Origin of the sequence: Porphyrobacter sp. GA68 (assembly GCF_022605525.1) — a bacterium.
Classification (GTDB): domain Bacteria; phylum Pseudomonadota; class Alphaproteobacteria; order Sphingomonadales; family Sphingomonadaceae; genus Qipengyuania_B.
In genome coordinates this window covers 48,737-75,118 of record NZ_JAKQYJ010000002.1, presented here as the reverse complement: position 1 = coordinate 75,118, position 26,382 = coordinate 48,737, and the positions used below count along the sequence as shown (strand labels likewise).

The window sequence follows — 26,382 nt, the reverse complement described above, 5'->3', positions numbered from 1 at the left end:
GGTTCTGGGGACAATAATCAGGAGCAGACATGGCCGGGATGGCGCGGTTCGATTGGGAAGATCCCTTCAGGCTTGACGAGCAACTGACGGATGAAGAGCGCATGGTGCGCGACGCCGCGCATGCGTTCTGCCAGGGGGAGTTGCAGCCCCGGGTCCATGATGCGTTCCGCGATGAAACCGCCGCGCCCGAACTCTTTCCGCTTATGGGCAAGGCAGGATTGCTGGGCGCGACGATCCCCGAGAAGTACGGCGGTGCAGGCGCTTCCTACGTCGCCTATGGCCTCATTGCGCGCGAGATGGAACGTGTGGATAGCGGCTATCGTTCGATGGGTTCGGTACAGTCGAGCCTCGTCATGTATCCCATCCACGCCTACGGTTCAGAGGAACAGCGGCGGCGTTATCTGCCCGGCCTTGCCGCAGGGGAACTCATCGGCTGTTTCGGGTTGACCGAACCGGACGCCGGCTCTGACCCGGCGGGAATGAAAACGGTGGCGAAAGCCGACGGCGACGGCTTTGTGCTCAACGGCTCGAAGACGTGGATTTCCAACTCCCCCTTCGCCGATGTATTTGTCGTCTGGGCCAAGTCGGAAAAACATGGAGGAGCGATCCGCGGCTTCGTGCTGGACAAGGGCATGGCCGGGCTGTCCGCGCCCAAGATCGAAAACAAGCTGTCCCTGCGCGCCTCCACCACCGGCATGATTGTCATGGAGGATGTAAAGGTCGGCGCCGAGGCGCTGCTCCCCAATGTAGAAGGGTTGAAAGGACCCTTCGGTTGCCTCAATCGGGCCCGCTATGGCATCAGCTGGGGCAGCATGGGTGCGGCGGAGTTCTGCCTGCACGCCGCCCGTCAATACGGGCTGGATCGCCATCAGTTCGGCGTTCCTTTGGCTTCCAAGCAATTGTACCAGAAGAAGCTGGCCGACATGATGTGCGACATCGCGCTCGGCTTGCAAGCGTCCCTGCGCGTCGGGCGGTTGCTGGACGAAGGGCGGTTTGCACCTGAGATGATTTCGATTGTGAAGCGCAACAATGTCGGCCGCGCGCTCGAAATCGCCCGCCACGCCCGGGATATGCACGGCGGCAACGGCATTTCCGGCGAATACCAGGTGATGCGCCACATGATCAATCTGGAGACGGTGAACACCTACGAGGGGACGCATGACGTGCACGCCCTGATCCTGGGCCGTGCGATTACCGGAATTGCGGCGTTTTGATGCGGCTTTACGGATACTGGCGCAGTTCGACGTCCTACCGGCTGAGGATTGCGCTGAACCTCAAACAGCTGGCTTTTGAAAACGTGCCGGTGGATCTTCTGACAGCCGCGAATAGGGGTGCGGACTTCACTGCACGCAATCCATTTGGTTCCGTCCCCTTGCTGGAAGCTGGTGACGAGCGGTTCGTTCAGTCCATGGCGATCATCGAATGGCTGGAAGAGGCGTACCCCGAAATGCCGCTTCTGCCAGATGATGTCAGACAGCGGTATGTCGCGCGCGAACTGGCCTATGCCATCGCCACGGAATTGCACGCTCCGCTCAACCTGCCGGTGTTGCGCTACCTCAAAAGCGAGTTCGGCCGGACGCAGGACGAGATCGACACATACTATCGCCACATCCTTGCCCGTACGCTGATCCCGGTGGAACGCCGGCTGGAGGAGTTGGGCACGGGCGATTTCCTGTTCGACAAGCCGGGTCTGTTCGAAACCGTGCTGATCCCGCAACTCTATAACGCGCGCCGGTTCGCGTTCGATTTGAGCGGACACCCCCGCACGGTCCGCATCGAGGCCGCCTGCCTTGCCCTTCCCGCCTTCCAGGCCGCGCATCCCGACCAGCAACCAGACAATCCGGAGACAACCCCATGAAACTCGCCACACTCAACACCGGCACCCGCGACGGGAAGCTGGTGGTCGTCTCCAAGGATCTGACCCGGTATTGCGAGGCGGACAACATCGCCCCCACGCTGCAGGCGGCGCTCGACGATTGGGCGAACATCGCGCCCAAGCTGGAGGCACTGTATCGCGATGTGGAGCACAAGGCGGTGCCGTGTCAGCGGTTCCATGAACGGCTGGCGCACTCTCCCCTGCCCCGTGCCTATCAGTGGGCGGACGGTTCGGCATACATCAACCACGTGGAACTGGTGCGCAAGGCGCGCAACGCCGAGGTTCCCCAAAGCTTTTACAATGATCCGCTGATGTATCAGGGCGGCAGCGACGGTTTTCTGCCGCCACGGGCAGACATCCCTCTGGCGGACGTGAGCTGGGGCTGCGACATGGAAGGCGAGATCGCGGTCATCACCGACGACGTGCCAATGGGCGCCACCGAAGACGCGGCGGCCGAACACATCAAGCTCGTCATGCTGGTCAACGATGTGTCGCTGCGCGGCCTGATCCCCGGGGAATTGGCCAAGGGGTTCGGCTTCTTTCAGTCAAAACCCGCCAGCGCCTTTTCACCGGTCGCAGTTACGCCTGACGAACTGGGTGACGCGTGGCGGGACAGCACCGTGCACCTGCCGTTGCTGGTGGATTACAATGGCCAACCGTTCGGCCGCGCCAATGCGGGTGAGGACGCCACCTTTTCGCTTGCCCGTCTGGTATCACACGCCGCCAGGACGCGCGATCTGTGCGCTGGCTCGATCATCGGTTCCGGCACCGTGTCGAACAAGGATGAAGGCGGCGGCCCCGGCCGCCCGGTCAGCGAAGGCGGGCGCGGCTACAGCTGCATCGCCGAAATCCGCACCATTGAAACCATTCGCGACGGCGAACCGCGCACGCCCTTCATGCAGCCGGGCGATACCGTGCGGGTCGAAATGCGGGACGCGGCGGGCCACTCGATCTTCGGCGCAATCGAACAGCGGGTGGTCGCAGCCTGACGGCCGGCCGCGCCGGCAACCCGTCGGCCTGACGGGCGAACGCGGCGAGCGCATCGGCATCATTGTCGAACAGGTGGTCGCGCGTGCTGTATCCTGGGGCGTAAGAGATGGCCGCGTTGCGTGACAAGCTCGTCACACGCGCGGCGTTCTCCACGCCCCGGTTCCAAGCGGCCCGGAACCAGGGCCGGCTTCTTCACATCGAGCGCGCGATCAGCATCCGCATCACTTCGTTGGAGCCGCCGAAAATCCGCGCGATCCGACTGTCCCGGTACATTCGGGCAATGGGATAATCGTTGATGTAGCCCGCCCCGCCGTGCAGTTGCAGGCATTTGTCGACCACTTCGCTTTGCAGTTCCGTGACCCAGTATTTGGCCATGCTGGCGGTCGCCACATCCAGTTTCCCGTCGAGCAGGCGGGCGATGCAGTCGTTGACGAAAACGCGGGACGCCGTTCCCTTGGCCTTCAGATCCGCCAGGACGAACTGCGTATTCTGGAAGTCCCAGATCGTCTGCCCGAAAGCCTTGCGGTTCTTGACGTAATCAACGGTGACGTCCAGCGCATGCGCGATTCCAGCCTGCGCCTGCATCGCGATGACCAGCCGTTCCTGCGGCAGCTCGCCCATCAGCTGGTAAAAGCCCTTGCCTTCCTCTCCGCCGAGGATCGCGTCGCTGCCGACGAACACGTCATCGAAGAACAGTTCGGACGTATCCTGCGCATCAAGGCCGATCTTGTCGAGTTTCTTGCCGCGCTGAAACCCGTCGGCCCGTTCGGTTTCGAGCAGCACCAGCGAGATGCCCTTCGCCCGCGCTTCGGGATCGGTCTTGGCCACCACGATCACGAAATCCGCGATCTGCCCGTTGGAAATGTATGTCTTGGAGCCGTTCAGGCGGTATCCGTTGCCGTCCTTCAGCGCGGTGGTCGTGATGGATTGCAGGTCCGACCCTGCGCCAGGCTCGCTCATCGCGATGGCGCTGACCAGTTCGCCCGACACCAGCCGGGGAAGATACTTCTTCTTCTGCTCCTCCGTTCCGTGCCGCACGAGGTAGGGAAGAATGATCACGTTGTGCAGGCTGGCGGCGAAACCCTCCACGCCGTGCTTGGCCACCTGATCGATCACCACCATGTCGTGACGAAAGTCGCCACCGTGGCCGCCGTACTCCTCCGGCACGCTGACGCCCAGCAGCCCCGCTTCACCTGCTTCGCTCCAGAAGGCACGCTCCACCTGCCCGGCTTCGCGCCAGCTCCGCACCCGCTTTTCCGGGGCGTTGCGCTGCAGGAACTTGCCCACCGCTTCGGCGAACATGGTAATCTCCTCATCCTGCATGAAAGCGGGTGCGGGGATGTCGATGACGGGCATTCTTGCTCCTCTCCAAGTCAGGAAGCGAACTGTGCCAAAGAGGCCGGGCGTCCGCAATGGCAGTCTTGCCGCCTTGCGCCGGGCCGGACAGCCAAAAGACGACCGCATCCGGTTTCGCTTGGCCGCACCGCGTCGCGCCACTACATTGGGGCAAGATAGTCGGGCGGGAGTGTGTGAATGGAATACGTGCTGATTGGACTGGTGGTGCTGGTCCTCATCTTCCTGCTGATGGCGGTCACAACCGTACGACAGGGGTATGTTTACACAATCGAACGATTTGGAAAGTTCACGAAGTCTGCCGATCCAGGCCTCCACCTCATCGTGCCCCTGATCGACCGCGTCGGCCACCGAATCAACATGATGGAACAGGTCCTCGACATCCCAGGACAGGAAATCATCACCGCCGACAACGCCATGGTGGGGGTCGACGCGGTGGTGTTCTTCCAGGTGCTGGACGCACCCAAGGCCGCCTACGAGGTGTCCGGCCTGCAAAACGCCATCATGGCGCTGACCACCACCAACCTGCGCACGGTGATGGGTTCGCTCGACCTGGACGAGACACTGTCCAAGCGTGACGAGATCAATGCGCGCCTGCTGTCGGTGGTGGACCACGCAACCTCGCCCTGGGGTATCAAGATCACCCGCGTGGAAATCAAGGACATCCGCCCGCCCCTCGACATCTCCGAAGCGATGGCCCGGCAGATGAAGGCCGAGCGACTGAAGCGCGCGGAAATCCTGGAAGCCGAAGGCGACCGCGCCAGCCGGATCCTGCGCGCCGAGGGCGAGAAGCAGTCCGCCATTCTGAAGGCCGAAGGCGCGCGCGAGAGCGCCTTCCGCACGGCCGAAGCGCGCGAGCGAGAGGCCGAAGCCGAAGCCAAGGCGACGCAGATGGTGTCGGACGCGATTGCCGGGTCGGGCAGTTCGGCAATCAACTACTTCGTGGCGCAGGACTATGTGAAGGCGCTTGGCAAATTTGCCGACAGCCCCAATGCCAAGACGATCCTGATGCCGGTCGAGGCAACGCAGATTCTCGGTTCGCTGGGCGGGATCGGCGAACTGGTGAAAGAAACCTTCGGCGACAAGGACCGGCAGCCTGGCGCCACGCCGCAACTGTCAGGCAGCGATACCGGACGCCCGCTGCCGCAGACCGGCGGGCGGGAGCGGGAGCCGGTCGTCAGGCCCAGCGTTCCGCGTGTGGCAGACCGGCCCTGACGGGGAGTTGACTGGCAATGGACTTCCTCGACGGCATCGATGCGCATTGGTTGTGGGCTACGCTCGGCCTGATCCTCCTGGCGGCGGAAATGCTGATTCCCGGCGTGCTCCTGCTGTGGTTCGGCCTTGCCGCGCTGGCAACGGCACTGCTCGTCTTAGCGACCGATGTGTCAGTACCTCTTCAGATTGTGAACTTCGCGTTCCTGGCACTGATCTTCGCCTACAGTGCCAAGCGCTTCTTCACCGACCAGCCCATTCAGAGCTCCGACCCGCTGCTCAACAACAAGGTCGGGCGTCTGCTCGGGGAAACCGGGGTGGTGTCGCGTCCCATAGCCGGTGGCAGCGGGCGGGTCAGGCTGGGCGACAGCGAATGGCAGGCGGAAGGCCCGGAACTGTCCGTTGGCGAGCGGGTGAAAGTGACCGGTAGCCGCGGCACCGTGCTCCTGGTGGAGCCGGCTGTCACGCCGGTGCTGGAAATCAGGAAGGACGAGCCGTCGACGCCTGGCAAAGCCTAACGGACGTAGCCGGTCCGCTCCGCAAAGCGGCCCTGCCTGCGGTATCGGGTCATCCAATCGTCCAGGAAAAGGCTCAAGGGCCGGGGCGTGATGCCGAGTTCGGCAAATCCGGGATATTGGCCGGAAACCACCGTCCCCTGCTTCAACATCTTCCATTGCTGCATGCTCATGGGGGTGCCCGGCAGCCGGGCAAACAGGCCCGAGGCAGGGTCCGGCACCGGGATAAAGGTGCGCCGACGCCGCTGTGACGCGGCAATCCGCCGGTTCAGCTCCATCATGGTGACTGTATCCGGGCCGCCCAATTCATACGTACGTCCGCCATGGGTGACCGGGTCGGCCAGCGCCGCCGCCGCGGCCTCGGCAACGTCCGCCACATGAACAAGCTGGAGACGCGCGTCCGGACCGAACACGGGCAACACGCGGAACCACTGGATCAGCTGGGCGAACATGTTGATGAAATTGTCATCCTGCCCAAACACGATCGTAGGCCGCAGGATGGTTGCGCGCTCGAAGTGCTGCTGCACCAGCCGTTCACCCAAAGCCTTGGCACTTGCATACTGCGTATCACCATTGGGGTTGGCCGCGCTGGCGCTCAGATGCACGAAGCCCGTTGCACCTTCGGCCGCGGCGATGCGGGCCATTTCGCCCGGAATCGTACCCATCAGCAATTCGAGATTTCCGGTGAAAGCCCCAACCAGGTTCACCGCCCCGTCCGCCCCACGCAGCGCCGCGGCAACATCGTCCTGCCGCAGTATGTCGCAGCGGGTAAACTGCATCTGCCCAAGGTTGGCCAGCGGCTTCAGCACATGGGCCTTTTCAGGGTGGCGGCTGGCGATCCGAAGTCGAGCCCCCCGCTCAAGCAGCGACTGCGCGACATAATTGCCGATGAAGCCGCTGCCGCCGAACAGCACGATCAGCTTCCCGCTCAGATTGGTGCTCATGGTCCGTTTCTGTCTTTTTTGGCTATGGTGGCCGCTCACTGGCGCAGCAGCGTCGGTTTCGCAAGCCTTGGCCGTTGACAAGCGCCCCCCGCGCCAGCTAACCGCCCGCTCCTACCTCGCGGTCCACCCGGACCGCTCCGGTGCCCAGATGGCGGAATTGGTAGACGCACCAGCTTCAGGTGCTGGCGGCCGCAAGGCCGTGGAGGTTCGAGTCCTCTTCTGGGCACCATTTGTTCTCATCAGAACGTTCCAAAACATTGCAGAAATGGCGGAATTCTGCCATTCTTGACCTCCAGCGCAGAAAGCGAGGTCTTGTTTTGTTCCGCTTTGTTCCAACGTCTGTGGGGGCCTCGTCTGGGGGCTCCGGCCCAAAAGGCCCCAAATCGCACGAAAGTGAGGCCCCCAGATGAGCCTCAATGTGCAGGAAATCAAAGGCTTCCGGGCTGCCGACAAGTCGTACAAGAAATACGACTCGCGGGGGCTGCTGCTGCTGGTGAAGCCGAACGGCTCCAAGCTCTGGTATTTCAAGTACCGCTTCGGCGGGAAGGAAAAGAAGCTGCCCATCGGCGCGTTCCCTGAGATCAGTTTGTCGCAAGCGCGTCAGCTTCGAGACCGAGCACGGCTCAAGGTTTCCGATGGCATCGATCCGATGCTGGAACGGAAGCGCAAGAAGGCCAGGATCAAGCTGGGCGCGGAGAACACTTTCGAGGTCATCGCTAAGAAGTACATCGATGAGAAGATGGTGCCCGAAGGCCGGGCGGAGGCCACGCTACGCAAGGCGCGTTGGTTCCTCGAACTGCTCAAGCCCGCAATCGGGAATATGCCAATCAACGACGTCGATCCGCAGTTGATGCTGGCGGCGCTCAAGAAACTCGAAGCCAAAGGCAATCTTGAAACCGCAAAGAAATGCCGATCTTTCGCAAGCCGGGTGTTCCGGTATGGAGCCGCGCTTGGCCAGTGCCAAACCGATCCGACATCGATCCTTCAGGGCGCACTCGTCACGCCCAAAGCACGAAACTACGCGGCGATCCTCGAACCCGAGAAGTTGGGCGGGCTCCTTCGCGCCATCGATGATTTCGAATGTTACCCGGCCACGAAGTTCGCGTTGAAGATCGCACCACATGTCTTTGTGCGACCAGGTGAGCTTCGGCACGGCGAGTGGAAAGAGATTGATTGGGACAAGGCAACCTGGACAATTCCGGAGGGCAAAATGAAAGCGCGCCGAACTCACGTGGTGCCACTATCACGCCAGGTGTTGGAGCTGTTTCGGGAGCTAAAACCGATTACCGGCGGAAAGGGGTATATCTTCCCAGCGTTCCATACGCAGCAGCGCCCAATGAGCGAGAACACCATCAACGCGGCGTTTCGGCGTATGGGCTTCAGCAAGGACGAAGTGACGGCCCATGGGCTGCGCTCGACGGCCTCGACCATGCTCAACGAAAGCGGTCTCTGGCATCCCGATGCAATTGAGCGCGCCCTCGCACATGGTGACAGTAACGCTATTCGCGGCGTCTACAACCGAGGCAACTACTGGGACGAACGCGTCAAAATGGCTCAGTGGTGGAGCGATTATCTTGACGCACTTCGACAACGCGAAGCGAGCCGCTGACCGCCACGTGATATGGGGGCCGCTTTGCGCCCTCATTCCGGAAATTGAAGATACAGATCCAGATTTCGAAAGCCGACATTCTCCAAGGGCAAGGCAGACTGTTCGCGTAAGGCTTTTGACAACACCAGATCAATGATCTAGCAGTTTGACTTCGGGCACTTATTCCGGCGCCCGGTAAGGCAATGCGCCCAAGTCCGGCTCGATGAGCTGTGTGCGAAGGACGCGTTGATGAATTCTCCCGCTAATTCAGGTTCCGTAGAACAAACTCCGATCCCGTTTTCCGATGGGGTGCGTGTCTGGGCGCGCATAGCCGCGTTGAGCTTTGGTGGGCCAGCCGGCCAGATCGCGGTGATGCACCGCATTCTAGTCGATGAAAAGCGCTGGATCGGCGAGAACCGGTTCCTGCATGCGCTCAATTACTGCATGCTCCTGCCCGGACCGGAAGCCATGCAGCTTGCCACCTATATTGGCTGGTTGCTCCACGGCGTTCGCGGTGGCCTCGTCGCAGGATGCCTGTTCGTCCTTCCCGGCTTCCTCAGCATTATGGCGCTTAGCGTGCTCTATGCCAGTTTTCAGGAGGCCAGCTTCGTCCAGGCGATTTTCTTCGGCATTAAGGCGGCGGTGCTCGCCATAGTCATCGAGGCCCTGCTGCGCATCGGGAAAAGGGCATTGAAAACTTGGCCCATGTATCTGATTGCCGCCGCAGCCTTCGTGGCGATATTCGCATTCGATGCACCTTTCCCGCTGATTATCGCGGCCGCCGCGCTGGTCGGTTTTCTTGGAGGGCATTTCGATCCTGCACGGTTTCTGGTCATTCGCGCCCGTGAAACGACCGAGGACGGGGAGAGCGAGCCGGAAGCCGTGCTTCATACAGGTGGCATGGCGAAAGCGCAGCCTACATGGCGCGGAGCAGTCCGCACGGCCTTGATCTGGGGCAGCATCTGGGCAGCTCCCATAATTGCGCTGATCCTTCTTGTTGGCCCAAATCACGTGTTCACGGAACTGGCGGTTTTCTTCTCCAAGCTCGCGGTCGTGACTTTCGGGGGCGCGTATGCCGTGCTGGCCTATATGGCGCAGGAAGCCGTGCAGACGCATGGCTGGCTTGCCCCCGGTGAAATACTCGATGGGTTGGGCATGGCGGAGACCACGCCGGGTCCACTGATCCAGGTCGTCCAATTCGTGGGGTTCATGGGGGGATATCGCGAAGCAGACATGTTAGGCCCGGTGGCTTCGGGCATCGCGGCTTCGGTCATCGTCACGTGGGTCACGTTCGTGCCGTGCTTCCTATGGATTTTCCTTGGTGCGCCATTTATCGAAAAACTGCGCGGCGTGAAGCTTCTGACAGCGGCGCTTTCGGCGGTGACGGCAGCAGTCGTCGGTGTGATCCTAAACCTTGCCATCTGGTTTGCGCTGCACGTTGCCTTCGCACGGCTTGACGAGGTTCGAGGTTACGGCGCACGCCTGCTCGTGCCGGACTTCGCCACGATCGACGTCGCCTCCGTCGTCATTGCCGCTGCGGCCCTGATCGCTATGCTGCGCTTCAAGATCGGGATGTTGCTCGTTCTCTTCGTGAGCGCACTCATTGGGTCGCTGTATTACCTCGCAACGATGGCTGGCACCTGAAATCACATCCAAGGAGAACTAAGATGAAGCAATTACGCAGAACATTGTTCGTCGGCGGCTTGGCTCTATCGCTATCAGCGATGTCGGCGGCTCTTCACGCGCAGGATAATCTCGGCAATCTCGAGGCGCTAATTTTCGAGGCATCGCACTCGGAGGTCACCATGACCGACGATGGGGTCGCACGCATCGGTTGGACGCGCGCCGACGTGCCGGTGATGGTCGACGGCATGCGCCTCGATCCCCCGGCAGGTCTCGGCTCATGGGCTGCCTTCAAACCCGTCGATGGCGGAGTGATGGTCATGGGCGACACGGTCGTATTCGAGGATGAGATAACAGCCGCGATGGACGCTGCCCTCGCCAACGGGTTGACCGTCACCGCGCTGCACAATCACTTCATATTCGACGATCCGCCGGTCTATTTTATGCATATCGGCGGGCATGGGGAAACCGCCAAGATGGCAGCGGGTGTAAAAGCCGTCTGGGATGCCATCAAGGAAGTGCGCGCCGCCTCGCCGACGCCGCAGCGCAGTTTCGGTGGCTTGACGCCGGATGCAAACGGCACGATCGAAGCCCTGGCGCTGAGCGAAATCTTGGGCACCGAGCCAAGCATCGCCGATGGTGTCGTGAAATACACCTTCGCTCGCCAAGGCCGCATGCACGGCGTTGAGATCGGTGGTTCGATGGGGCTTACGACCTGGGCGGCGTTCTCGGGCACCAACGACCTTGCCGCCGTGGATGGTGACTTCATCATGACCGAGGACGAAGTCCAGCCCGTGCTCCGCGCACTGCGCGAGCGGGATATCCATATCGTAGCATTGCATAACCACATGATCGGCGGTGAACCGATGTTTTACTTCCTCCACTACTGGGGAGTGGGTCCAGCAAAAGAGCTTGCAGCGGCGATTGCTGCTGCCCGTAACGCACAGGCCGAAACCGGATAGGCGCAACCATTCCGATAAAAATCAGTAAGGCAGCGATCGCTTGCACCTCATTGCGACAGGCATTGTCTTCGAAATGGCCGGGACGTGAGTTATGTCGTTAACTTTACGGGGTTGCCTTTGAATGCGATTTGGGTTGCGAACGGATTGTCCGTTTCCTTAGGAAAACGCCCGAAACCAGACTGTCTCGAAGCGGCCCAAAATTAGCAGCATTCTCTTAGGCGTTCTTCATTCGGCCAATCACGGCCGCGGAGAAGAACAATGGGATACTCCCGATTTGATGCCGTAGTGCAGCGCCGCGCTGCTTGGAATGCTGGTAAGAACGTCGGAACGAAGCGCCCGCTCAACCAGAAGCAGATCTGGGCTATACGCTTCCACCTCGATCGGGAGGGGAAGCTCCGAGACAAGGCTCTGTTCGACCTGGCGATCGACAGCAAGCTGCGCGGCTGCGACCTGGTCAGAATAAGGATCGGTGACGTTGTGGCAGGCGCTGACATTCGCAACCGAGCTACCGTTATCCAGCAAAAGACCAATCGACCGGTGCAATTCGAACTGACCGCTGATGTTCGAACGACGCTGCTTGCATGGCTGGAGCGTCGCGGAGGCTCGCTAGGTGATTACCTGTTCCCAAGCAGGATCGACCGTGCTGACCACATGAGTACACGCCAGTATGCCCGGCTAGTGGACGAGTGGGTCAGTGCTATCGGGCTGCGGAAGGCAGATTATGGCACTCACTCGCTGCGCCGGACCAAAGCGGCGATGATCTACCGTGCCACAGGCAACATCCGCGCGATCCAAATCCTGCTCGGTCACACCAAGATTGAGAACACGGTGCGGTATCTCGGCGTCGATGTCGAGGACGCGCTGCTCTTGGCGGAGCGAACGGAGATTTGATCACGACTGCGGTTGGCTAGGAGCTCTGGCCAACCGCTACACCTTCGACAGTGTGTTGGTTGTAGCAAGACGCATTCTCGCAGCAGATGGGTCGAAGCTACCATAGCCGAGATTGTTCAGATAAGCTGCGGATGTGAACTGCCCGCCGCTAAGCCGCGGCGCGCAGCCCGTCTTCATCAAAGAACACAGGCTTGCGCGACAAGGGCAGGTCCAAGCGGTAAACTTCGCCTGTCTGCCGACGCTCACCAGAGGCATGCACTGCCTCATCGGCAGCAATAATATTGGCAAGCATTTCTGCAGGAAGTGCTCGCAGTCCGCTACTTCTCAGGCAATCAGAGCAGCTTAAACTCTCCCGCGCAACGAGCTCCGTGCCGGTGAGCTGCCAGGTGCGGTTCCTGCTGTGAGAAGATGCGTCTTGAGCATCTTCAACGATGACATCGCAATGTGTGCTTCGGATGTTTGCTGTCAGCACACCGTCGGCGATGTAGAGCTCGGCACATGCCACCACCCGATCCTGGTTGCGCAGCTCGGTTGTGAGCCACGGCTCCCGTTGGAGCTCCTGCACCACTTCGGCGAGCTCGAAGCCAGCCCAAGCAATTGCTGCCTCGGCACAAGCATCGATCAGCAGGTCGCACCCTTGCTTGTGCCGCTCCTGCATCACGCCGTAGCGGTAAGCGTGCCAGCGATAGGCATTCTCCAGAGTGCCGAGAAGGCTCTCGTTATTTGGTGCCAAGCGGCGTTGCCGGGTGAGTTGAAGCCGGTCGTCTAGCGCCCAGAAGTCGGCAATGAGGCCGAGCTCACCATCTTCCATGACATAGCCGATTTCGTTCACCCGGAACAGCAGCGGACATGTGGCGAAGAACTCCGCAGCTATGCGCCGGGCTTCTGCCGTGTCGATTTCCCTAATGACATTGAAGCCGCTTACGAGCTCAAAACCGTCGACGCAGCCGCCGGGCTTTGGTTCGCCCTCGCGGGTGCTGTGAAGCTCGATGCGGAACTGCACGGCTTGCCGCGCTATGGCGCAGATAGCTTCCGCTGTGCTAAAGTCATCGAGCTGGTCCAGCCCAATGATCAGAGCGCCGTCCTTACCGGTGGGCACATTGCTACTGCGGAAGTAGGTAGTGACATCGTCGCGCTCCTGGTGATCGCCGGAGAGCGGGACAAACGGCAGAAGGTCAGCGGCTGAGGTACCGGCGAGCCGCTCATTGACGCCCGCCATGACGATCTCCGTTCGGCTGAGGCGCGCGGTTTGGTCGAGCTCTAAAACGTTGCTGGAAAGCTCTTCGGCTATCGCGAAGTCTTGTTGCAAATACATGTTTGACCCTCCAATTTCTCAACTGATGGAGGATTCTTGCAGCTGCTCTGCTGCTGCTAGCTTGGTTGCTTCTATGGTAGTTTCCCTATAGATCGATCAAACTCAATTTAACCCTAAGAGCGCGTTTACCAGTGCTATGAGCGGCCGTTCTTGTGGATCGCATTCCCACTTGGCGCGCAACTACTGCCACTCAGCATCTTTCCCACGGCTCCATCAGGATAAGAAGTTTAGCGGTCGACGAAAACAAGCTTGCGGTTAAGGATTTGACAGCAAATCTTAGCGAGAACACGTAGCACAACAGCAACTATAACGCAGCCAAACCGTTGATCACGCGCAAATTGAACCAGTTTAGCTTTGGTCTCATAATGATTGCTCCTGCTGTATCCGTCGACCTTTGGTTGCCTCGAAATTGCCGCTCCTGGCGAACTGGCAGGCAACGGCCATGATGCAAACCGCACCGGATGCGATCGAAAGCCTAACCGACAAGCAGTGCGAAGCTTTGGAGCTTGTGCTCCGCCACATGTCTTCCAAGGAGATCGCCCAGCGGCTTGAAATCTCACCGCGCGCAGTCGACCAGCGTCTGGATGCCGTGCGCATCAAGCTGGGTGCAGCGACACGCCTGGAAGCAGCCAAGCTTTACCAGCGGCACCGGGGTGTTGGAGCATCTGATTGCTTAACTAGTGAACCGTTCCCCCTACCTTTGGACCTGCCAGAACAGCAGGAAAGCGGCGGCAGCGAAGAACCGGGGTTCACTTTGCACGATGCCGGCTGCTGGCCGGCAGAGTGGGATGATGAGCCGAAGTTCACCGCTGCCGCAGAGCCAAAGCCAATTGTTCTGGGCAAGGCGCTGCGCTTCGGATTGATCATAGCCGGAGCGCTCGCACTGATGGTCCTTATCCTGGTCATGCTTGCTGTTGCACAGGCGCTGGAGGTGATCATCCCCTGACCTGAGAAGCCTTGGCTTTGCACTAACCTGTTGAGCCAAGGAGCACCAAAGATGTCCATGAACACCGCTACTGCCACCGCCCGCCTCCAGCGCGAGCTGCCGGCCGCCGAAGCCGCCATTGATACAGCGATGCTGCAGGTCAGCGCCACGCTGCACACCGCCATCACCGCCAAGCAGGACACCGGCTATGCGAGCACCACGGCTCATGCCGCACTTCTGCGCATGCACCGCAGCATGGGCGAGCTGATTGACGCAGCGGGAGAGCTGCGCCGCGCGCATGGCGAACTCGTGAAGGTTGGTGTGGAAGTCGGCGTGATGGACGCGCCGGAATGTCCTGAGCGCCACATGGGGAACCTTGCTAGCCAAGGCGGCTTACGCAGCGCTGCCTAGCGCCTTGTGAGAGGGTAAGCTGCTGCCTAAGCGGAACACATGGTTCGTTACGCACTCCAGCTTACCCTTCTCGCTATAGCAGTTCTCTACGCCTGGCGACGCGGTGGTCCGCCTGAAAAGGCGGTAGCCTTCATTCTTGTCGCCATGGCCCTCAGTGGTGCGCTCTACAACGCCATGTTCGGCGTCCAAGATCACCAAAGCATCGACTGGGGCAATCTCATGATTGACAGCAGCGCGTTCGTGGCTCTGGCCGCTGTCGCGCTCCGGGAAGAGCGTTTATGGACCATTCTGGCAGCCTCGGCGCAGCTCATCTCGCTTCTATCGCATCTCCTGCGCGCTCTCCACATGGATATGGGACCGCTCATTTACGCGGTGATGTCACGCGCGCCCTCATACCTCCTGATAGCGTTGCTGCTGCTTGGCACAGCACTGCAGCACCGCCGGTTGAGACAGAGCGCCACGAGCTGAGTGCATCCAATCTAAACAGCACACCTCTCAATCTAGCGCGGACAAGCAGTCATTCGATTGCGCGTTCTGCTCGTCATATTTTGCCTTTAGTCGCTCGCAGGCCGGCCTCGCAGCAGATTGGCGCAGATCCTAGCTTAGTCGTCTCCAACGAGAATGAGCTTCTATTATCTTGGATCGCCGCGCAGCTGCGGATTGGGCCAGAGCGGCTTGTGACTGTATTCGCAGGGTCTCAGCGGCAATTCTTCGCTGCCGAGGTGCTGGGGCAAGGGAACTGCAAAGCCATCCGCTGTTCCTGGCGACATCTGTTCGCCCGTGCTCTGGCACATGACAGCCGGGCAGTTCTGCTGGCTCACAATCATCCTTCAGGTAACCCGCAGCCGAGCGCCGCTGATCTGACTGCGACCCGGCAGATTGGGCGCATGGCTAACCTGCTTGGCATTCACCTCATCGATCATCTGATCATCGCAGGTGACAACGCCTATAGCATGCGCGGCGGGGGGCAGCTGTAATGTTCCTTCCGACCACACCACTGCGAGGCACTGCTCTGCCACACAAGCTGGTCGTGTTCCTAATCGATCAGGACGCTGCACGTCGCCATGCTGTTTCGCAGCTGCTGATGGGCAGCAGCGTTGTGCTTCCTCTCGAGAGTATCGCAGAGCTGGCCACTCGCTGGCCTGAAGAAGGCATCGCTCTGCTAGCTGACGAGGCGGATAATCTAAGCCTGTGCATGGCAGCGATGGAGAAAGATGGCGTCTGCATGCCAGTGGTCTGTTATGCTCCTCAGCCATCGACGTCACAGATGTTTGCAGCTCTTAGCCAGGACGCGTGCGGCTTCTTCGCGCTGCCAGCCTCGCCGGCCGAGGTCAGCTACGAGCTTGATCAAGCTGTCCAAAGGTTTGAGGCTTCGCGCACGGCCAAGGAAAAGAAGGGCCGAACGCTGAGGTGCTTGGCAGTTTTGTCTAAGCGTGAGCGGCAGGTTCTCGAACTCTTCATCGAAGGCATGTGCGCCAAAAGCTCAGCCCGTGCTCTTGGCTTAAGCCCACGAACGGTTGAGCTATACCGAACTAATCTGACGACCAAACTAGGAGCACAGTCGCTTCTCCAAGCCGCCGCTATGGTATTTGCGGCGGAGTAGGTAATGTGGAGTTTGCAGCACCAATTCGATGTTTAAGCCAATTACAAGTGCTCTCATCTTGAGCAAAGGAGGTAATAGAGATCTTCAGCAATGCACAATTGAAGCGGCAGCTACTGTCATATCTGGTGTCATAAGCTGACAGTCCGCTTCCGGCCCACTTCCCGCCGCTCTGCCCGAAGGCCGGGCGCTAAGCGCCCGGTTCCTTCTTCTCGTCGTCCAGCGGCGTGCGCAGGACGATCCGGCCATTGATCGGTACTACTTCAAGCTGGAGCGAAAGGCCCTTGCGGTCGCGGTGGAACCACGCGGCTCCGATGCGAGTCCAGAAACCCTTGTCGCCCTTGTTGGCGACATGCCAGGCGAGGAAGTCCGGAGGATTGGTCTCCTGCGTCGGTGCGGTATTGCTGCGTGCCATGATGAATTCCTTTCGTGTCTGGTGGCTCGTTGCACCAACGGAAAGGCCGTACGGCTAAGGGTAGGATTCATGTCCAACACGGGTGACCCCGGCGAAGGCCGGGGGAACTGGCGCGGGCCGGGCATTGAAGGCTAACCGCGTGCGGCCAGTTGTGTGCTTGAGAACGAAGCCGCCCGATCGAAGGGCATGCAAACACATGGCAAACCGTCACACTTGCGCCCTGGATCACTCTCGCCCAAACCTGCACTATGGCAGTCGAGAGCAGTTCACGGAAACGCTGGAGCGAAGAGGAGACGGTGCTCGCGCTGTATCTCTACTTCCAGCTGCCGTTCGGAAAGCTGCACTCGGGCAATCCAGAAATCCAGGAGCTTGCCGCTGCGCTCGGGCGAACGAACAGTTCGGTCGCGATGAAGCTGTGCAACTTCGCCAGCCTCGATCCCAAAATCACCGATAGCGGGCGCAAAGGCCTGGACGGTGCATCCAAGCTGGATCGCGCAACATATGCCGAGTTCGGCCAGGACTGGACCGGTCTCGTCTCGCGGGCAGAAGGCTTGTGGACTGCCCAGGTCGGCCAGTTCGAGCCACCACCTCCGCCATTGCGCCTCAATGAAAAGCGCAGCGAATTCCGGTTCGAGCCCTATCAAGACGAGTCCACCACACAGGCACTCGTCAATCAGCGCGTCGGCCAGGACTTCTTCCGTCGTGCGGTACTTGCCAATTACGAAGAGACTTGCTGCATCACCGGTATCGCCGATACGCGCTTGCTCACGGCCAGTCATATCAAGCCCTGGGGCAAGGACAGCGATAACCGGCACAATCCCGCCAATGGTTTGCTGCTTTCCGCGACACTCGACCGTGCGTTTGATCGCGGCCTCATAACGGTCGATCGCCAACGGCGCATTCGCGTCTCGCGGCAATTGCGCGAAAGCCAGAGCCGCGAGACGCGCGACTATTTCCAGCCATTCGAGAACGCAACGCTGCGGTCAGCAATCCGGTTCGATCCCGAACCGGCCTTTCTCGATTGGCACAACGAACACTGCTTCGTCGATCAACGCGCCGCCTGACGTGTCAGGCGGCGCGCGGAATGCCAAGCTTGCTGCATCAATATTCGCTGGCCAGCATTATCGTCAGCACGCGCCGGGTAACGGCAGGATTGGCCGGGTCTTCGCTGCCAAACCGCAAATTGCGGTCGTAGGCATCGATCTTCCAGAACACGGTTTCGGCAGGCCGCGCCGGGCGCGTCGTAGTCCAGCGACCTTCGCTATCCAGATAGATCGCCCCGAAATCGCGCTCGTCATACGGGTCGTTGTCCGGTGTGAATGCGTCGAACGTTTCGACCAGTTCGCGCACCCGCGACTGATCTTCCTCGGGCAAGGCCCGGAATCCCTCGGTTGCCACCGCAACGCAGGCAAGCCCCATCGCCTGCCGGGCCCGGTCGTTGAGTCGAGCAATCCGCTCGCTGCGGGAGAGTGTGCAAGCACTCATTGCACTGCCCTCCCGCCGCATTCGCAGATGTGGACCAGCTCGCCGAAATCCTCGCGCTCGCCCAGTTCCTCTGCAAGGCGCCGCACCGTCCCGAACGGCAAACCGTTCTCGTTGGCCAGCATCCGCAACCAGTCCTCGCGGCACTCGGCCCCGCAAGCCCGGTAGTTCAAGATCAGGTCACCCATTTTTTGTCCTTCTTAGGCTGAAAGCCGCATCCGACACGCGGCATGCGGCCTGCCTTCCGGCGAGGATGGGAGGGGGAGGGAAAACCGGAATCGATGCCCTGGCGCGGGCCAGCGGGCACAGCCCGCCACACGGGGGCGTCTATTTCCGGTTTCGGGAACGAGAGGGCAAAGCCATTGGCGTTCCCGCGACGGATCGCCCGGCGATCCAGAGAACATCGGCACCCTTGCAACGGCGCGAAGCCGACGGAGGCCATGCGCGCGCAATCAGTGCGCCAGCGGGCGTCCGGCAATGAGAGAGGCAAGAGTGCCTGCGGGTTAGCTCAAGGATGCCGCGCCCTCAGGAGCGCAGAATGCGCGGGACAGAGCGCGTCCATCAGGAATTCCCGCTCCGCTTCCAACTGCTCCTGATCGTCACCCGAACGGGCAGGGACTACAGGCCCGGTCCGCGCAAGCGGATAGAGCAGGTCGCCCGGCAGGGTAGCGCCATTCCAACGAAGCCATCTATGTTTGAAAATTTTGAAGCACCAAGAGATCGTCCGCGTAGAAACTGCCACGTGAAAGCATGGTGACTTGCAATCGCCTTTTGGTAGGGTGCCACACGGCATTCTCGAACCGTCGAGGGTATTGGATTAACTACTAGATTAACGGGGCCGTTGCAGATTGGACGAGGCAGAGAAGAAGAAATGCAGCGAGATTGATATCTGCGACCTGTTCATTACGCCTGCAATCAAACACGCAGGATGGGATCAGATGCAGCAAGTTCGTCGGGAGGTAACGCTTGCTCCCGGCCCCGTAGTTGTGCGTGGAAACCTGTCGTCCAGAAACAAGAAGAAGCGGAAATTCGCCGATTACGTACTGTCCTTGAAGCCGGGTCTGCCATTAGCCATCGTTGAAGCCAAGGATAACAATCACTCAGTCAGCAGCGGCCTGCAACAAGCGCTTGGCTATGCGGAGATTCTGGATGTCCCAAGCGCATTCAGTTCAAATGGTGATGGCTTTGCCTCCCACAATCGCGCTGCAAACGCTGGAGAGCCCACCGAGATCGAGTTTGGCATGGATGCCTTTCCCGATCCGGATACGCTCTGGCAACGCTATCGCCAGCATCACCGGATCGACGGTGACGAAGCCAAGTTGGTCGAACAGCCGTATCATACAGATTTATCAGGCAAGGAGCCGCGCTACTACCAGACCGAGGCGATCAACCGCACTATCGAGGCTGTGGCCAAAGGTCAGAAACGTGTCCTTTTGGTCATGGCAACGGGCACCGGTAAAACCTACACAACTTTTCAGATTATCTGGCGTTTGTGGAAAGCGGGGACCGCCAAACGCATCCTGTTTCTCGCGGATCGCAATATTCTCGTCGATCAGACTCTGGTGAACGACTTCAAGCCGTTTGGCGCGGCGATGACGAAGATCAAGAACCGCAAGATCGACCCTGCGTACGAAATCCACCTTGGCCTCTATCAGGCGATCACCGGCACGGATGAAGCAGACAAGATATTCAAGACCGTGTCGCCCGACTTTTTCGACCTAATCGTAATCGATGAATGCCACAGAGGCAGCGCAGCAGAGGACTCCGCTTGGCGTGAGATCCTCGAGTATTTCAGCAGCGCGGTTCAGGTCGGCATGACAGCGACGCCGAAGGAGACTGAATACGTCTCGAACATCAGCTATTTCGGCGATCCGGTTTACACCTACACCTTGAAGCAGGGGATCGAGGACGGCTTCCTCGCACCCTACAAAGTCATCCGGATCGATATTGATCGTGACGTTCAGGGCTGGACCCCGCCGCCTGGCATGGTCGATGATCTTGGCGGGGTGATCGAAGACCGAGAATACAATCAGAAGGACATGGACCGCACGCTAGTGCTCAACCAACGCACCAAGCTGGTGGCCGAGCGGGTCATGAAGTTCTTGCGAGCGACCGACCCGATGTCGAAGACGATCATCTTCTGCGAAGATATCGACCACGCCGAGCGGATGCGGAAGGCCATCGTCAACGCGGCGGGCAAATTGGCCAAAGACAACAGCAAATATGTCATGCGCATCACGGGTGACAGCACTGAGGGCAAGGCCGAGCTCGACCGTTTCATCGACCCGGAAGAGCAGTACCCCATCATCGCCACCACGTCGCAATTGTTGACCACCGGGGTCGACGCCAAGACCTGCAAGCTCATCGTCATTGATCGCACGATCAACTCGATGACCATGTTCAAGCAGATCATCGGGCGCGGAACCCGCATCGATGAGGACAACAACAAATTCTTCTTCACGATAATGGACTTCAAGAAGGCGACCGAGCTCTTCCGGGATGATGCTTTTGATGGTCCGCCGATTGTGATCCTCACCGGCGATGATGACCCCAACGCCCCTGGCACGGATGATGATCCTGACATCGAGGGTGGTGGAGACGAGGATGATGATGGCGATGACGATGAAACCGCCGGCACCCGCAAGTTTGTTGTCAGCGGCGTAACTGCCCGCGTCATGAACGAGCGGGTCGAGTATATCGGCCCTGATGGCAAGCTGGTAACCGAGTCCTACCGCGATTACGCACGCAAGCAGATCGCCGCAGAATATCGCTCGCTTGATGAGTTCATCTGGCACTGGAATGCCAGCGAACGCAAACAAGCCATCATCGGCGAGCTCGAACAGCGCGGCGTCATTCTGGAAAATCTTGCCGAGGAAGTTGGCAAGGATTTCGGCGATTTCGATCTGCTGGTTCACGTCGCCTTCGGCGCGCCACCGCTCACCCGGCGTGAGCGGGCCGAGAATGTGAAGAAGCGCGGCTATTTCGCGAAGTATGGTGAGAAGGCCCGTGCCGTGCTGGAGGCATTGCTGGAGAAATACGCCGACGATGGCGTTGAAACCATTGAGGACGCAAAGGTTCTGCGCCTCAAACCCTTTACACAGCTCGGCACGCCGATGGAGATCATCAAAGGTGCCTTCGGCGGCAAAGATGCCTATGAGGCCGCGCTGAGAGAGCTCGAAGATCAGATTTACGAACAGGCATCAGGCGAATGACCAACGTTTCCGGCGTCATCAAATCCATCCAGGACATCATGCGCAAGGATGTCGGCGTCGATGGCGATGCCCAGCGGATCAGCCAGCTGGTCTGGATGTTTTTCCTCAAGATTCTCGATGACCGCGAGGCAGAGCTTGAGCTGATCGACGACGATTTCCAGTCGCCGCTGCCGGACCATTTGCGTTGGCGTAACTGGGCGGCAGACCGGCAGGGCGATACCGGCGAAAAGCTGCTCGATTTTGTCAACGATACGCTTTTCCCCCGGCTGAAGGGCGGCGATCTGCCTACCCAGGGCGCAGTCGGTAGGCGCGCGCAGGTCATCCGCGACGTGTTCGAAGATACCTACAACTACATGAAATCGGGCACGCTGCTGCGGCAGGTGATCAACAAGATCAACGAGATCGATTTCAACAACAGCGAAGACCGGCACACCTTCGGCGCGATCTACGAGCAGGTTCTGAAAGACCTGCAGAGCGCAGGAAATGCGGGTGAGTTCTACACACCCCGAGCGGTGACCCGCTTCATCATCGACCGGCTCAACCCCCGGCTGGACGAAGTGGTGTTCGATCCGGCCTGCGGCACTGGCGGCTTTCTCACTTGCGCCATCGATCACAAGCGCAAGGCGATCAACGCGCCCGATGATGAGGAGATGCTTCACCGCACCATTCGTGGGGTAGAGAAGAAGGCGCTGCCGCACATGCTGTGTGTGACCAACATGATCCTGCACGGCATCGATACGCCAAGCGGAATCAGGCACGGCAATACGCTCGCCCGCGCCTACACTGACTATACTGAAAAAGACCGCGTCCCTGTGATCGCTACCAACCCGCCCTTTGGCGGGATGGAAGAAGACGGGATTGAGAATAATTTCCCCACCCACCTGCGCACGCGCGAAACGGCGGACCTCTTCATGGCGCTGATCATCCGGATGCTGAAGACGGGTGGCCGGGCAGCTGTTGTTCTGCCTGATGGTTTCCTGTTCGGCGAAGGGGTGAAGTCCACTCTCAAGCAGAGCCTGATCGAGGAGTGCAATCTGCACACCATCGTGCGCCTGCCCAATGGCGTGTTCGCGCCCTATACCGGCATTAAGACCAACATCCTGTTCTTCACCAAGGGCACGCCGACGAAGAACGTCTGGTTTTATGAACACCCCTATCCGGATGGGGTCACCAGCTACAACAAGACCAAACCGATGCGGTTTGAGGAGTTCGCGCCGGAGCAAGCTTGGTGGGGCGACGAAGTTGATGGCTTCCGCGACCGCCAAGAGACCGAACAGGCCTGGAAAATCAGTGCTGCCGATGTTGCTGCGCGCGGATACAACCTTGATCTGAAGAACCCCCACACGCCCGAGGCCGAGAGCCATGATCCGGATGAATTGCTGACGCGATATGCGCAGCAACAGCAGTCGATCCAGGCGATCCGCGACCAGTTGAAAGGCATCTTGGCCGCCGCACTGGGGGACAAGGCGTGAGCGACATCGCAGCGCTGGTTGCCGACAATCTCGACATTTGGACTGGCGCGATCGAGCGGAAAAGCGGAGCCGGTCGCGGCGGCGGGAGCAAGCGGATCAGCCTATATGGGATCGAGCGCCTGCAGGCGCTGATCCTTGATTTGGCGGTGCGAGGGAAGCTCGTGCCGCAGGATGCAGCCGAGGAGCCAGCCAACAAGTTGCTGCCTGGTATTGAAAGGGAGCGCCAACGCCGCCTTAAGGCAAAAGAAATCAAGAACTCAAAGGGGCCTGCGAAGCTTTGTAGTGAACCTTTCGAAATCCCATCGGGATGGATTTGGCTGCCGCTTTGGCAGACCGGCAATATCTTCACGGGGAATAGTATCAATGCCACTCTGCGGTCTGAGTTAGCGGCCAATGGCGAAGGATTGCCTTTTGTGGCGACCAAGGATGTTGGCTACGGATTTGAACCTATCGATTACCACAATGGTCTGTTTGTCAGCTTTGATGACGAGCGTTTCAACATTGCCCAGCCTAATTCGGTTTTCATCTGCGCTGAGGGTGGAAGCGCAGGCCGGAAAATGGCTATCAGCGACCGTGCGATCGCATTCGGAAACAAACTGATCGCCAATGAGCCTTGGCCGCAAATCGACCCTCGGTATGTGCTATGCACTTACCTGTCTGACTTCTTCTTTGGATGCTTTTCGCGCGAGATGACGGGCATCATTGGCGGGATTTCGCGGGCAAAGTTTTTGGCACTTCCATTCCCGTTACCGCCCCTCGCGGAACAGCGCCGCATCGTCGCCAAGGTCGATGAACTCATTGCGCTGTGCGATGCGCTGGAGCGGGAGAGCGCGGACGCGCTGGCCGCGCATCAGACATTAGTGGACACCCTCCTCACCACGCTGGTGAACAGCGCCGACGCAGCAGACCTCGCCGCCAACTGGGCGCGGCTGGAAAGCCATTTCGATACCCTCTTCACCACCGAAGCCAGCATCGCCGCCCTCCAACAAGCCATCCTCGACCTCGCCGTGCGCGGCAAGCTGGTTGAGCAGGATGCGGGGGATGAACCGGGAACTACCTTGCTAAAGCGAATCAAGGCTTGGCAAGCCGAACAGGTAGCGAAGAAGCAAATTCGCTTGCCCCGAAAGCCACTTAGTCCCGTTGCGACTGATGAAGTGCCTGCCGATCTGCCTGACAATTGGTCACCGGTCAGGCTCGGAGAGATCATTTATATCCAGTCCGGCGATGGGCTGACCTCCGCGCAAATGGAACCTGGCGATATACCTGTCTTTGGCGGCAATGGGATAAATGGATACCATGATCAGCAGAATGTTTTCCGGGAAACCATAGTCATTGGGCGGGTTGGTTTTTACTGCGGATCAATCCACGTAACACCACCTGCTGCGTGGGTGACAGATAATGCCTTTGTGACTCACTTCGACGAACGGAGCATCCATCTACCGTTCCTTCGCTTGTTGCTAACTGCAACCAACCTCAAAGAAGATGAAAACGCTACGGCACAGCCGGTGATATCTGGTGCTAAGGTTTATCCAATTGTTGTTGGGCTACCGCCCCTCGCGGAACAACACCGCATCGTTGCCAAGGTCGATGAACTCATGGCCCTGTGCAATACCCTTAGGGCGCGGTTGGCCGACGCCGCCGAAAACCGCCGCCACCTGGCCGACGCCATTGTTGAACGGGCCACCGCCTGATGCGTTTACGCTCTGTCTGGATTAGCCAATACAAGAACTTGCGCGACTTCACGCTAAGCTTCGATGGCGATGGCTTCATCGATATCTTCGTCGGTAAAAACGGGTCGGGAAAGTCCAACTTCCTCGAAGCCTTGATCGAGATTTTCGACCACATCTTCGCCTTCGATCCTGACGCTGTCGGGCCGGGCTTCGACTATACGATTAGCTTTGAAATTGCCGAGGCCGAAACCCGGATCGAATGGCGCGATAGTGTGCTGACGATCAACGACGAGCAGGGGCGCCGGAGTGTTGGTGCAACCCCGCTTCCCGACAATGTGCTGGTCTATTACTCTGGCCAGAACGACAATGTAACCGCGCTGGTCGCCCGCTACGAAGAGCGATACCGTGGTCAATTGCGTCGCGCCGCTGCAACAATGATCCCGCGTTTTGTCGGCATCGGCCCAGCGTGCAAGAAGCTGCTTATCGTTGTCCTTCTCTTGCTGCCCGAAGCGAACCTCGCGCGCCAATATCTGTGCGCAAAGCTGGGCATATTGGGGAACCGCCGCACGGTTCGCATCGTGCTCAAACGCCCACATTTTGCAGCCGCCGGTGATCATGACCCTTTTGAGGAGGCGCAGCGCTTCTGGGGCACGCAAGGGCCGGTCCGCGGCTTTCTCGACCAGCTCTTGGGATGCATCGAAGGCGAATTTACTCCGGGGTCGATCTATGATCGCGAAGCGGACAATTATGTCCTCAACTGCAATCTTGATGCCCTTCGCGAAGGTATGGGCGAAGATGCCAGCGAGATGCTGTTCCGTTCTTTCGACGCCTTGCGCATCGTCGGGATGCTGGATGATATAGGCATCGCCATCACGCTGGAGGGTCTGGAGGTTTCCGAGCTGAACCATTTCAGCGATGGCCAATTCCAGTCGGTGTATGTCTTTGCTGTCTCCGAGATATTCAAACGCCGCAACTGTCTAACCCTGCTGGATGAACCGGACGCCTTCCTGCATCCCGAGTGGCAATTCGATTTCCTCGATCAGGTCACCGCAATCTCGGCTGAAGCGGCACGCACGAACCACATCCTGCTGAGCAGCCATAGTGCGTCGACCGTGGCCGCGAAGTGTGACAATCGCATCCGGCTGTTTTCCTCTGGCGCTGGCGGCGTGACTACCGAGCAACCGGACAAGTCCACTATCGTCCGTTCGCTCTCAGCAGGGCTGATCACGTTTTCGGAGACCGAGGCGAGCCTGAACATCGAACAGTTTCTCGCCAACACTTCAGGCTCAGTTCTGTTTACTGAAGGCGTGACCGACGCGGAGATTGTAAGAACGGCGTGGCAGAAGCTCAATCCGGACGTGAAGCCATCTTTTGAAATCGCACAATGCTTCGACTGTGGTCACCTACGCAAGCAAATGGGCCGAGAGGAGCTCTACAACGGAAATCCTGGGCGAACCTTCTTTGCACTTTTCGATTTCGACAATGCTTATGGCGATTGGGCTGCGGTGGGAAAGGTAAAGTCGGCGCAAATTGCCAACGGAGGTCTGGAAGAGAATGATGTTTCCAATGGCCTAGCCTGCAAACGCGACAACCAGCCAGGCTACGCAATCATGCTCCCTATTCCAGCCGGGTTGAGCGTCCGCAATCAGGTCTGCAATGCTGCGACGGGCCGAACATTTGGCGACCAGTCCAGCATCACCATTGAGCTCTTGTTTCACGATGTGCCGGGGCTTGAAGATCATTTCGCGGTTGACCCCGAACATCCCGCTGGCTGGCGGCGGTTTATCGGCAGCAAAGTTCATTTCGCGCAGGAAGTTGTCCCTGGCCTCAATGCCGCCCATTTCGAAGCTTTCCGACCGGTGTTCGATTTCATCATCGGTAGGATCGGTGCTGCTTGACCGTACCTCCTGAGGATTCTCCATCAAT

At 59.4% G+C, this 26,382-nt stretch carries 25 protein-coding genes and 1 tRNA gene; 20 read left to right on the top strand and 6 right to left on the bottom strand.

From position 1 onward, the window contains the following. Positions 1-29: 29 nt before the first annotated feature. Genes LHJ54_RS08025 through LHJ54_RS08015 form a run of 3 tightly spaced genes read left to right on the top strand, consistent with a single transcriptional unit; the run spans position 30 to position 2,865 of the window. The gene (locus LHJ54_RS08025; protein ID WP_228243370.1) at positions 30-1,214 is read left to right on the top strand and encodes an acyl-CoA dehydrogenase; all 1,185 of its coding nucleotides are present in this window, start codon (positions 30-32) and stop codon (positions 1,212-1,214) included. After that, positions 1,214-1,858, top strand: a complete 645-nt coding sequence (gene maiA, locus LHJ54_RS08020) for a maleylacetoacetate isomerase (RefSeq protein WP_228243369.1) — start codon at positions 1,214-1,216, stop codon at positions 1,856-1,858. Before LHJ54_RS08025 ends, maiA begins: the two co-directional genes overlap by 1 nt. Then, complete coding sequence (locus tag LHJ54_RS08015) at positions 1,855-2,865, top strand: fumarylacetoacetate hydrolase family protein (protein ID WP_228243368.1); 1,011 nt, start codon at positions 1,855-1,857, stop codon at positions 2,863-2,865. Before maiA ends, LHJ54_RS08015 begins: the two co-directional genes overlap by 4 nt. Positions 2,866-3,058: 193 nt before the next feature. Here LHJ54_RS08015 and LHJ54_RS08010 read toward each other — a convergent pair whose 3' ends face one another. Then, a complete protein-coding gene (locus LHJ54_RS08010; RefSeq protein WP_228243367.1) occupies positions 3,059-4,222 on the bottom strand; it encodes an acyl-CoA dehydrogenase family protein in 1,164 nt (387 codons plus the stop codon). A 177-nt stretch (positions 4,223-4,399) separates the two neighbouring features. On the opposite strand from LHJ54_RS08010, the gene LHJ54_RS08005 reads away from it, so the two are divergent. After that, positions 4,400-5,434: an SPFH domain-containing protein gene (locus LHJ54_RS08005; protein ID WP_228243366.1), complete on the top strand. Its 1,035-nt coding sequence runs from the start codon at positions 4,400-4,402 to the stop codon at positions 5,432-5,434. 17 nt (positions 5,435-5,451) lie between these two features. Next, the gene (locus LHJ54_RS08000) at positions 5,452-5,949 is read left to right on the top strand and encodes an NfeD family protein (protein WP_228243365.1); all 498 of its coding nucleotides are present in this window, start codon (positions 5,452-5,454) and stop codon (positions 5,947-5,949) included. Here the strand turns inward: LHJ54_RS08000 and LHJ54_RS07995 are convergent. Further along, complete coding sequence (locus LHJ54_RS07995; RefSeq protein ID WP_228243364.1) at positions 5,946-6,890, bottom strand: NAD-dependent epimerase/dehydratase family protein; 945 nt, start codon at positions 6,888-6,890, stop codon at positions 5,946-5,948. The genes LHJ54_RS08000 and LHJ54_RS07995 overlap by 4 nt on opposite strands. A gap of 142 nt (positions 6,891-7,032) precedes the next feature. Here LHJ54_RS07995 and LHJ54_RS07990 point away from each other — a divergent pair. The 5 genes from LHJ54_RS07990 to LHJ54_RS07970 all read left to right on the top strand — a co-directional run bounded on the left by LHJ54_RS07990 (position 7,033) and on the right by LHJ54_RS07970 (position 11,954). Then, positions 7,033-7,119, top strand: a tRNA-Leu gene (locus LHJ54_RS07990). Positions 7,120-7,296: 177 nt separating this feature from the next. Next, positions 7,297-8,499 carry an integrase arm-type DNA-binding domain-containing protein gene (locus LHJ54_RS07985; protein ID WP_228243363.1) on the top strand — a complete coding sequence of 401 codons (1,203 nt, stop codon included), beginning with the start codon at positions 7,297-7,299 and terminating at the stop codon, positions 8,497-8,499. A gap of 228 nt (positions 8,500-8,727) precedes the next feature. After that, positions 8,728-10,122 (top strand): chromate efflux transporter, encoded by a 1,395-nt coding sequence (gene chrA / locus LHJ54_RS07980; RefSeq protein WP_067673225.1) that lies wholly within the window; start codon positions 8,728-8,730, stop codon positions 10,120-10,122. A 23-nt stretch (positions 10,123-10,145) separates the two neighbouring features. Further along, on the top strand, positions 10,146-11,063 hold the full coding sequence (locus LHJ54_RS07975) for a DUF1259 domain-containing protein (RefSeq protein WP_228243362.1): 918 nt from the start codon (positions 10,146-10,148) through the stop codon (positions 11,061-11,063). A 258-nt stretch (positions 11,064-11,321) separates the two neighbouring features. Continuing rightward, positions 11,322-11,954 carry a tyrosine-type recombinase/integrase gene (locus LHJ54_RS07970; RefSeq protein WP_228243361.1) on the top strand — a complete coding sequence of 211 codons (633 nt, stop codon included), beginning with the start codon at positions 11,322-11,324 and terminating at the stop codon, positions 11,952-11,954. Between the two features lie 148 nt (positions 11,955-12,102). Here the strand turns inward: LHJ54_RS07970 and LHJ54_RS07965 are convergent, their stop codons facing one another. Further along, a complete protein-coding gene (locus LHJ54_RS07965; RefSeq protein WP_228243360.1) occupies positions 12,103-13,269 on the bottom strand; it encodes a hypothetical protein in 1,167 nt (388 codons plus the stop codon). Between the two features lie 442 nt (positions 13,270-13,711). Between LHJ54_RS07965 and LHJ54_RS07960 the strand changes: the two genes are divergently transcribed. From LHJ54_RS07960 to LHJ54_RS07940, 5 genes are all read left to right on the top strand, one after another. Beyond that, positions 13,712-14,215 (top strand): helix-turn-helix transcriptional regulator, encoded by a 504-nt coding sequence (locus tag LHJ54_RS07960; protein ID WP_228243359.1) that lies wholly within the window; start codon positions 13,712-13,714, stop codon positions 14,213-14,215. 51 nt (positions 14,216-14,266) lie between these two features. Next, complete coding sequence (locus tag LHJ54_RS07955) at positions 14,267-14,605, top strand: hypothetical protein (RefSeq protein ID WP_228243358.1); 339 nt, start codon at positions 14,267-14,269, stop codon at positions 14,603-14,605. A gap of 39 nt (positions 14,606-14,644) precedes the next feature. Continuing rightward, complete coding sequence (locus tag LHJ54_RS07950) at positions 14,645-15,073, top strand: hypothetical protein (protein ID WP_228243357.1); 429 nt, start codon at positions 14,645-14,647, stop codon at positions 15,071-15,073. A gap of 209 nt (positions 15,074-15,282) precedes the next feature. Beyond that, positions 15,283-15,582, top strand: a complete 300-nt coding sequence (locus tag LHJ54_RS07945; RefSeq protein WP_228243356.1) for a JAB domain-containing protein — start codon at positions 15,283-15,285, stop codon at positions 15,580-15,582. Further along, entirely contained in the window at positions 15,582-16,208 is a 627-nt protein-coding gene (locus tag LHJ54_RS07940) for a response regulator transcription factor (protein WP_228243355.1), read from the top strand. The genes LHJ54_RS07945 and LHJ54_RS07940 overlap by 1 nt, the downstream gene beginning before the upstream one ends. 187 nt (positions 16,209-16,395) lie before the next feature. Here LHJ54_RS07940 and LHJ54_RS07935 read toward each other — a convergent pair whose 3' ends face one another. Continuing rightward, positions 16,396-16,620, bottom strand: a complete 225-nt coding sequence (locus tag LHJ54_RS07935) for a hypothetical protein (RefSeq protein WP_228243354.1) — start codon at positions 16,618-16,620, stop codon at positions 16,396-16,398. A gap of 248 nt (positions 16,621-16,868) precedes the next feature. On the opposite strand from LHJ54_RS07935, the gene LHJ54_RS07930 reads away from it, so the two are divergent. Next, positions 16,869-17,684 carry an HNH endonuclease gene (locus LHJ54_RS07930; protein ID WP_228243353.1) on the top strand — a complete coding sequence of 272 codons (816 nt, stop codon included), beginning with the start codon at positions 16,869-16,871 and terminating at the stop codon, positions 17,682-17,684. Positions 17,685-17,721: 37 nt separating this feature from the next. Here the strand turns inward: LHJ54_RS07930 and LHJ54_RS07925 are convergent, their stop codons facing one another. After that, positions 17,722-18,105, bottom strand: a complete 384-nt coding sequence (locus tag LHJ54_RS07925) for a DUF3768 domain-containing protein (protein ID WP_228243352.1) — start codon at positions 18,103-18,105, stop codon at positions 17,722-17,724. Then, the gene (locus LHJ54_RS07920) at positions 18,102-18,290 is read right to left on the bottom strand and encodes a hypothetical protein (protein ID WP_228243351.1); all 189 of its coding nucleotides are present in this window, start codon (positions 18,288-18,290) and stop codon (positions 18,102-18,104) included. The genes LHJ54_RS07925 and LHJ54_RS07920 overlap by 4 nt, the downstream gene beginning before the upstream one ends. A gap of 660 nt (positions 18,291-18,950) precedes the next feature. On the opposite strand from LHJ54_RS07920, the gene hsdR reads away from it, so the two are divergent. Genes hsdR through LHJ54_RS07900 form a run of 4 tightly spaced genes read left to right on the top strand, consistent with a single transcriptional unit; the run spans position 18,951 to position 26,354 of the window. Beyond that, positions 18,951-21,314 carry an EcoAI/FtnUII family type I restriction enzme subunit R gene (gene hsdR / locus LHJ54_RS07915; RefSeq protein WP_228243350.1) on the top strand — a complete coding sequence of 788 codons (2,364 nt, stop codon included), beginning with the start codon at positions 18,951-18,953 and terminating at the stop codon, positions 21,312-21,314. Next, on the top strand, positions 21,311-22,786 hold the full coding sequence (locus LHJ54_RS07910) for a class I SAM-dependent DNA methyltransferase (protein WP_228243349.1): 1,476 nt from the start codon (positions 21,311-21,313) through the stop codon (positions 22,784-22,786). The genes hsdR and LHJ54_RS07910 overlap by 4 nt, the downstream gene beginning before the upstream one ends. Then, positions 22,783-24,477 (top strand): restriction endonuclease subunit S, encoded by a 1,695-nt coding sequence (locus LHJ54_RS07905; RefSeq protein ID WP_228243348.1) that lies wholly within the window; start codon positions 22,783-22,785, stop codon positions 24,475-24,477. The genes LHJ54_RS07910 and LHJ54_RS07905 overlap by 4 nt, the downstream gene beginning before the upstream one ends. Continuing rightward, complete coding sequence (locus tag LHJ54_RS07900) at positions 24,477-26,354, top strand: AAA family ATPase (RefSeq protein WP_228243347.1); 1,878 nt, start codon at positions 24,477-24,479, stop codon at positions 26,352-26,354. Before LHJ54_RS07905 ends, LHJ54_RS07900 begins: the two co-directional genes overlap by 1 nt. Positions 26,355-26,382: the final 28 nt, after the last annotated feature.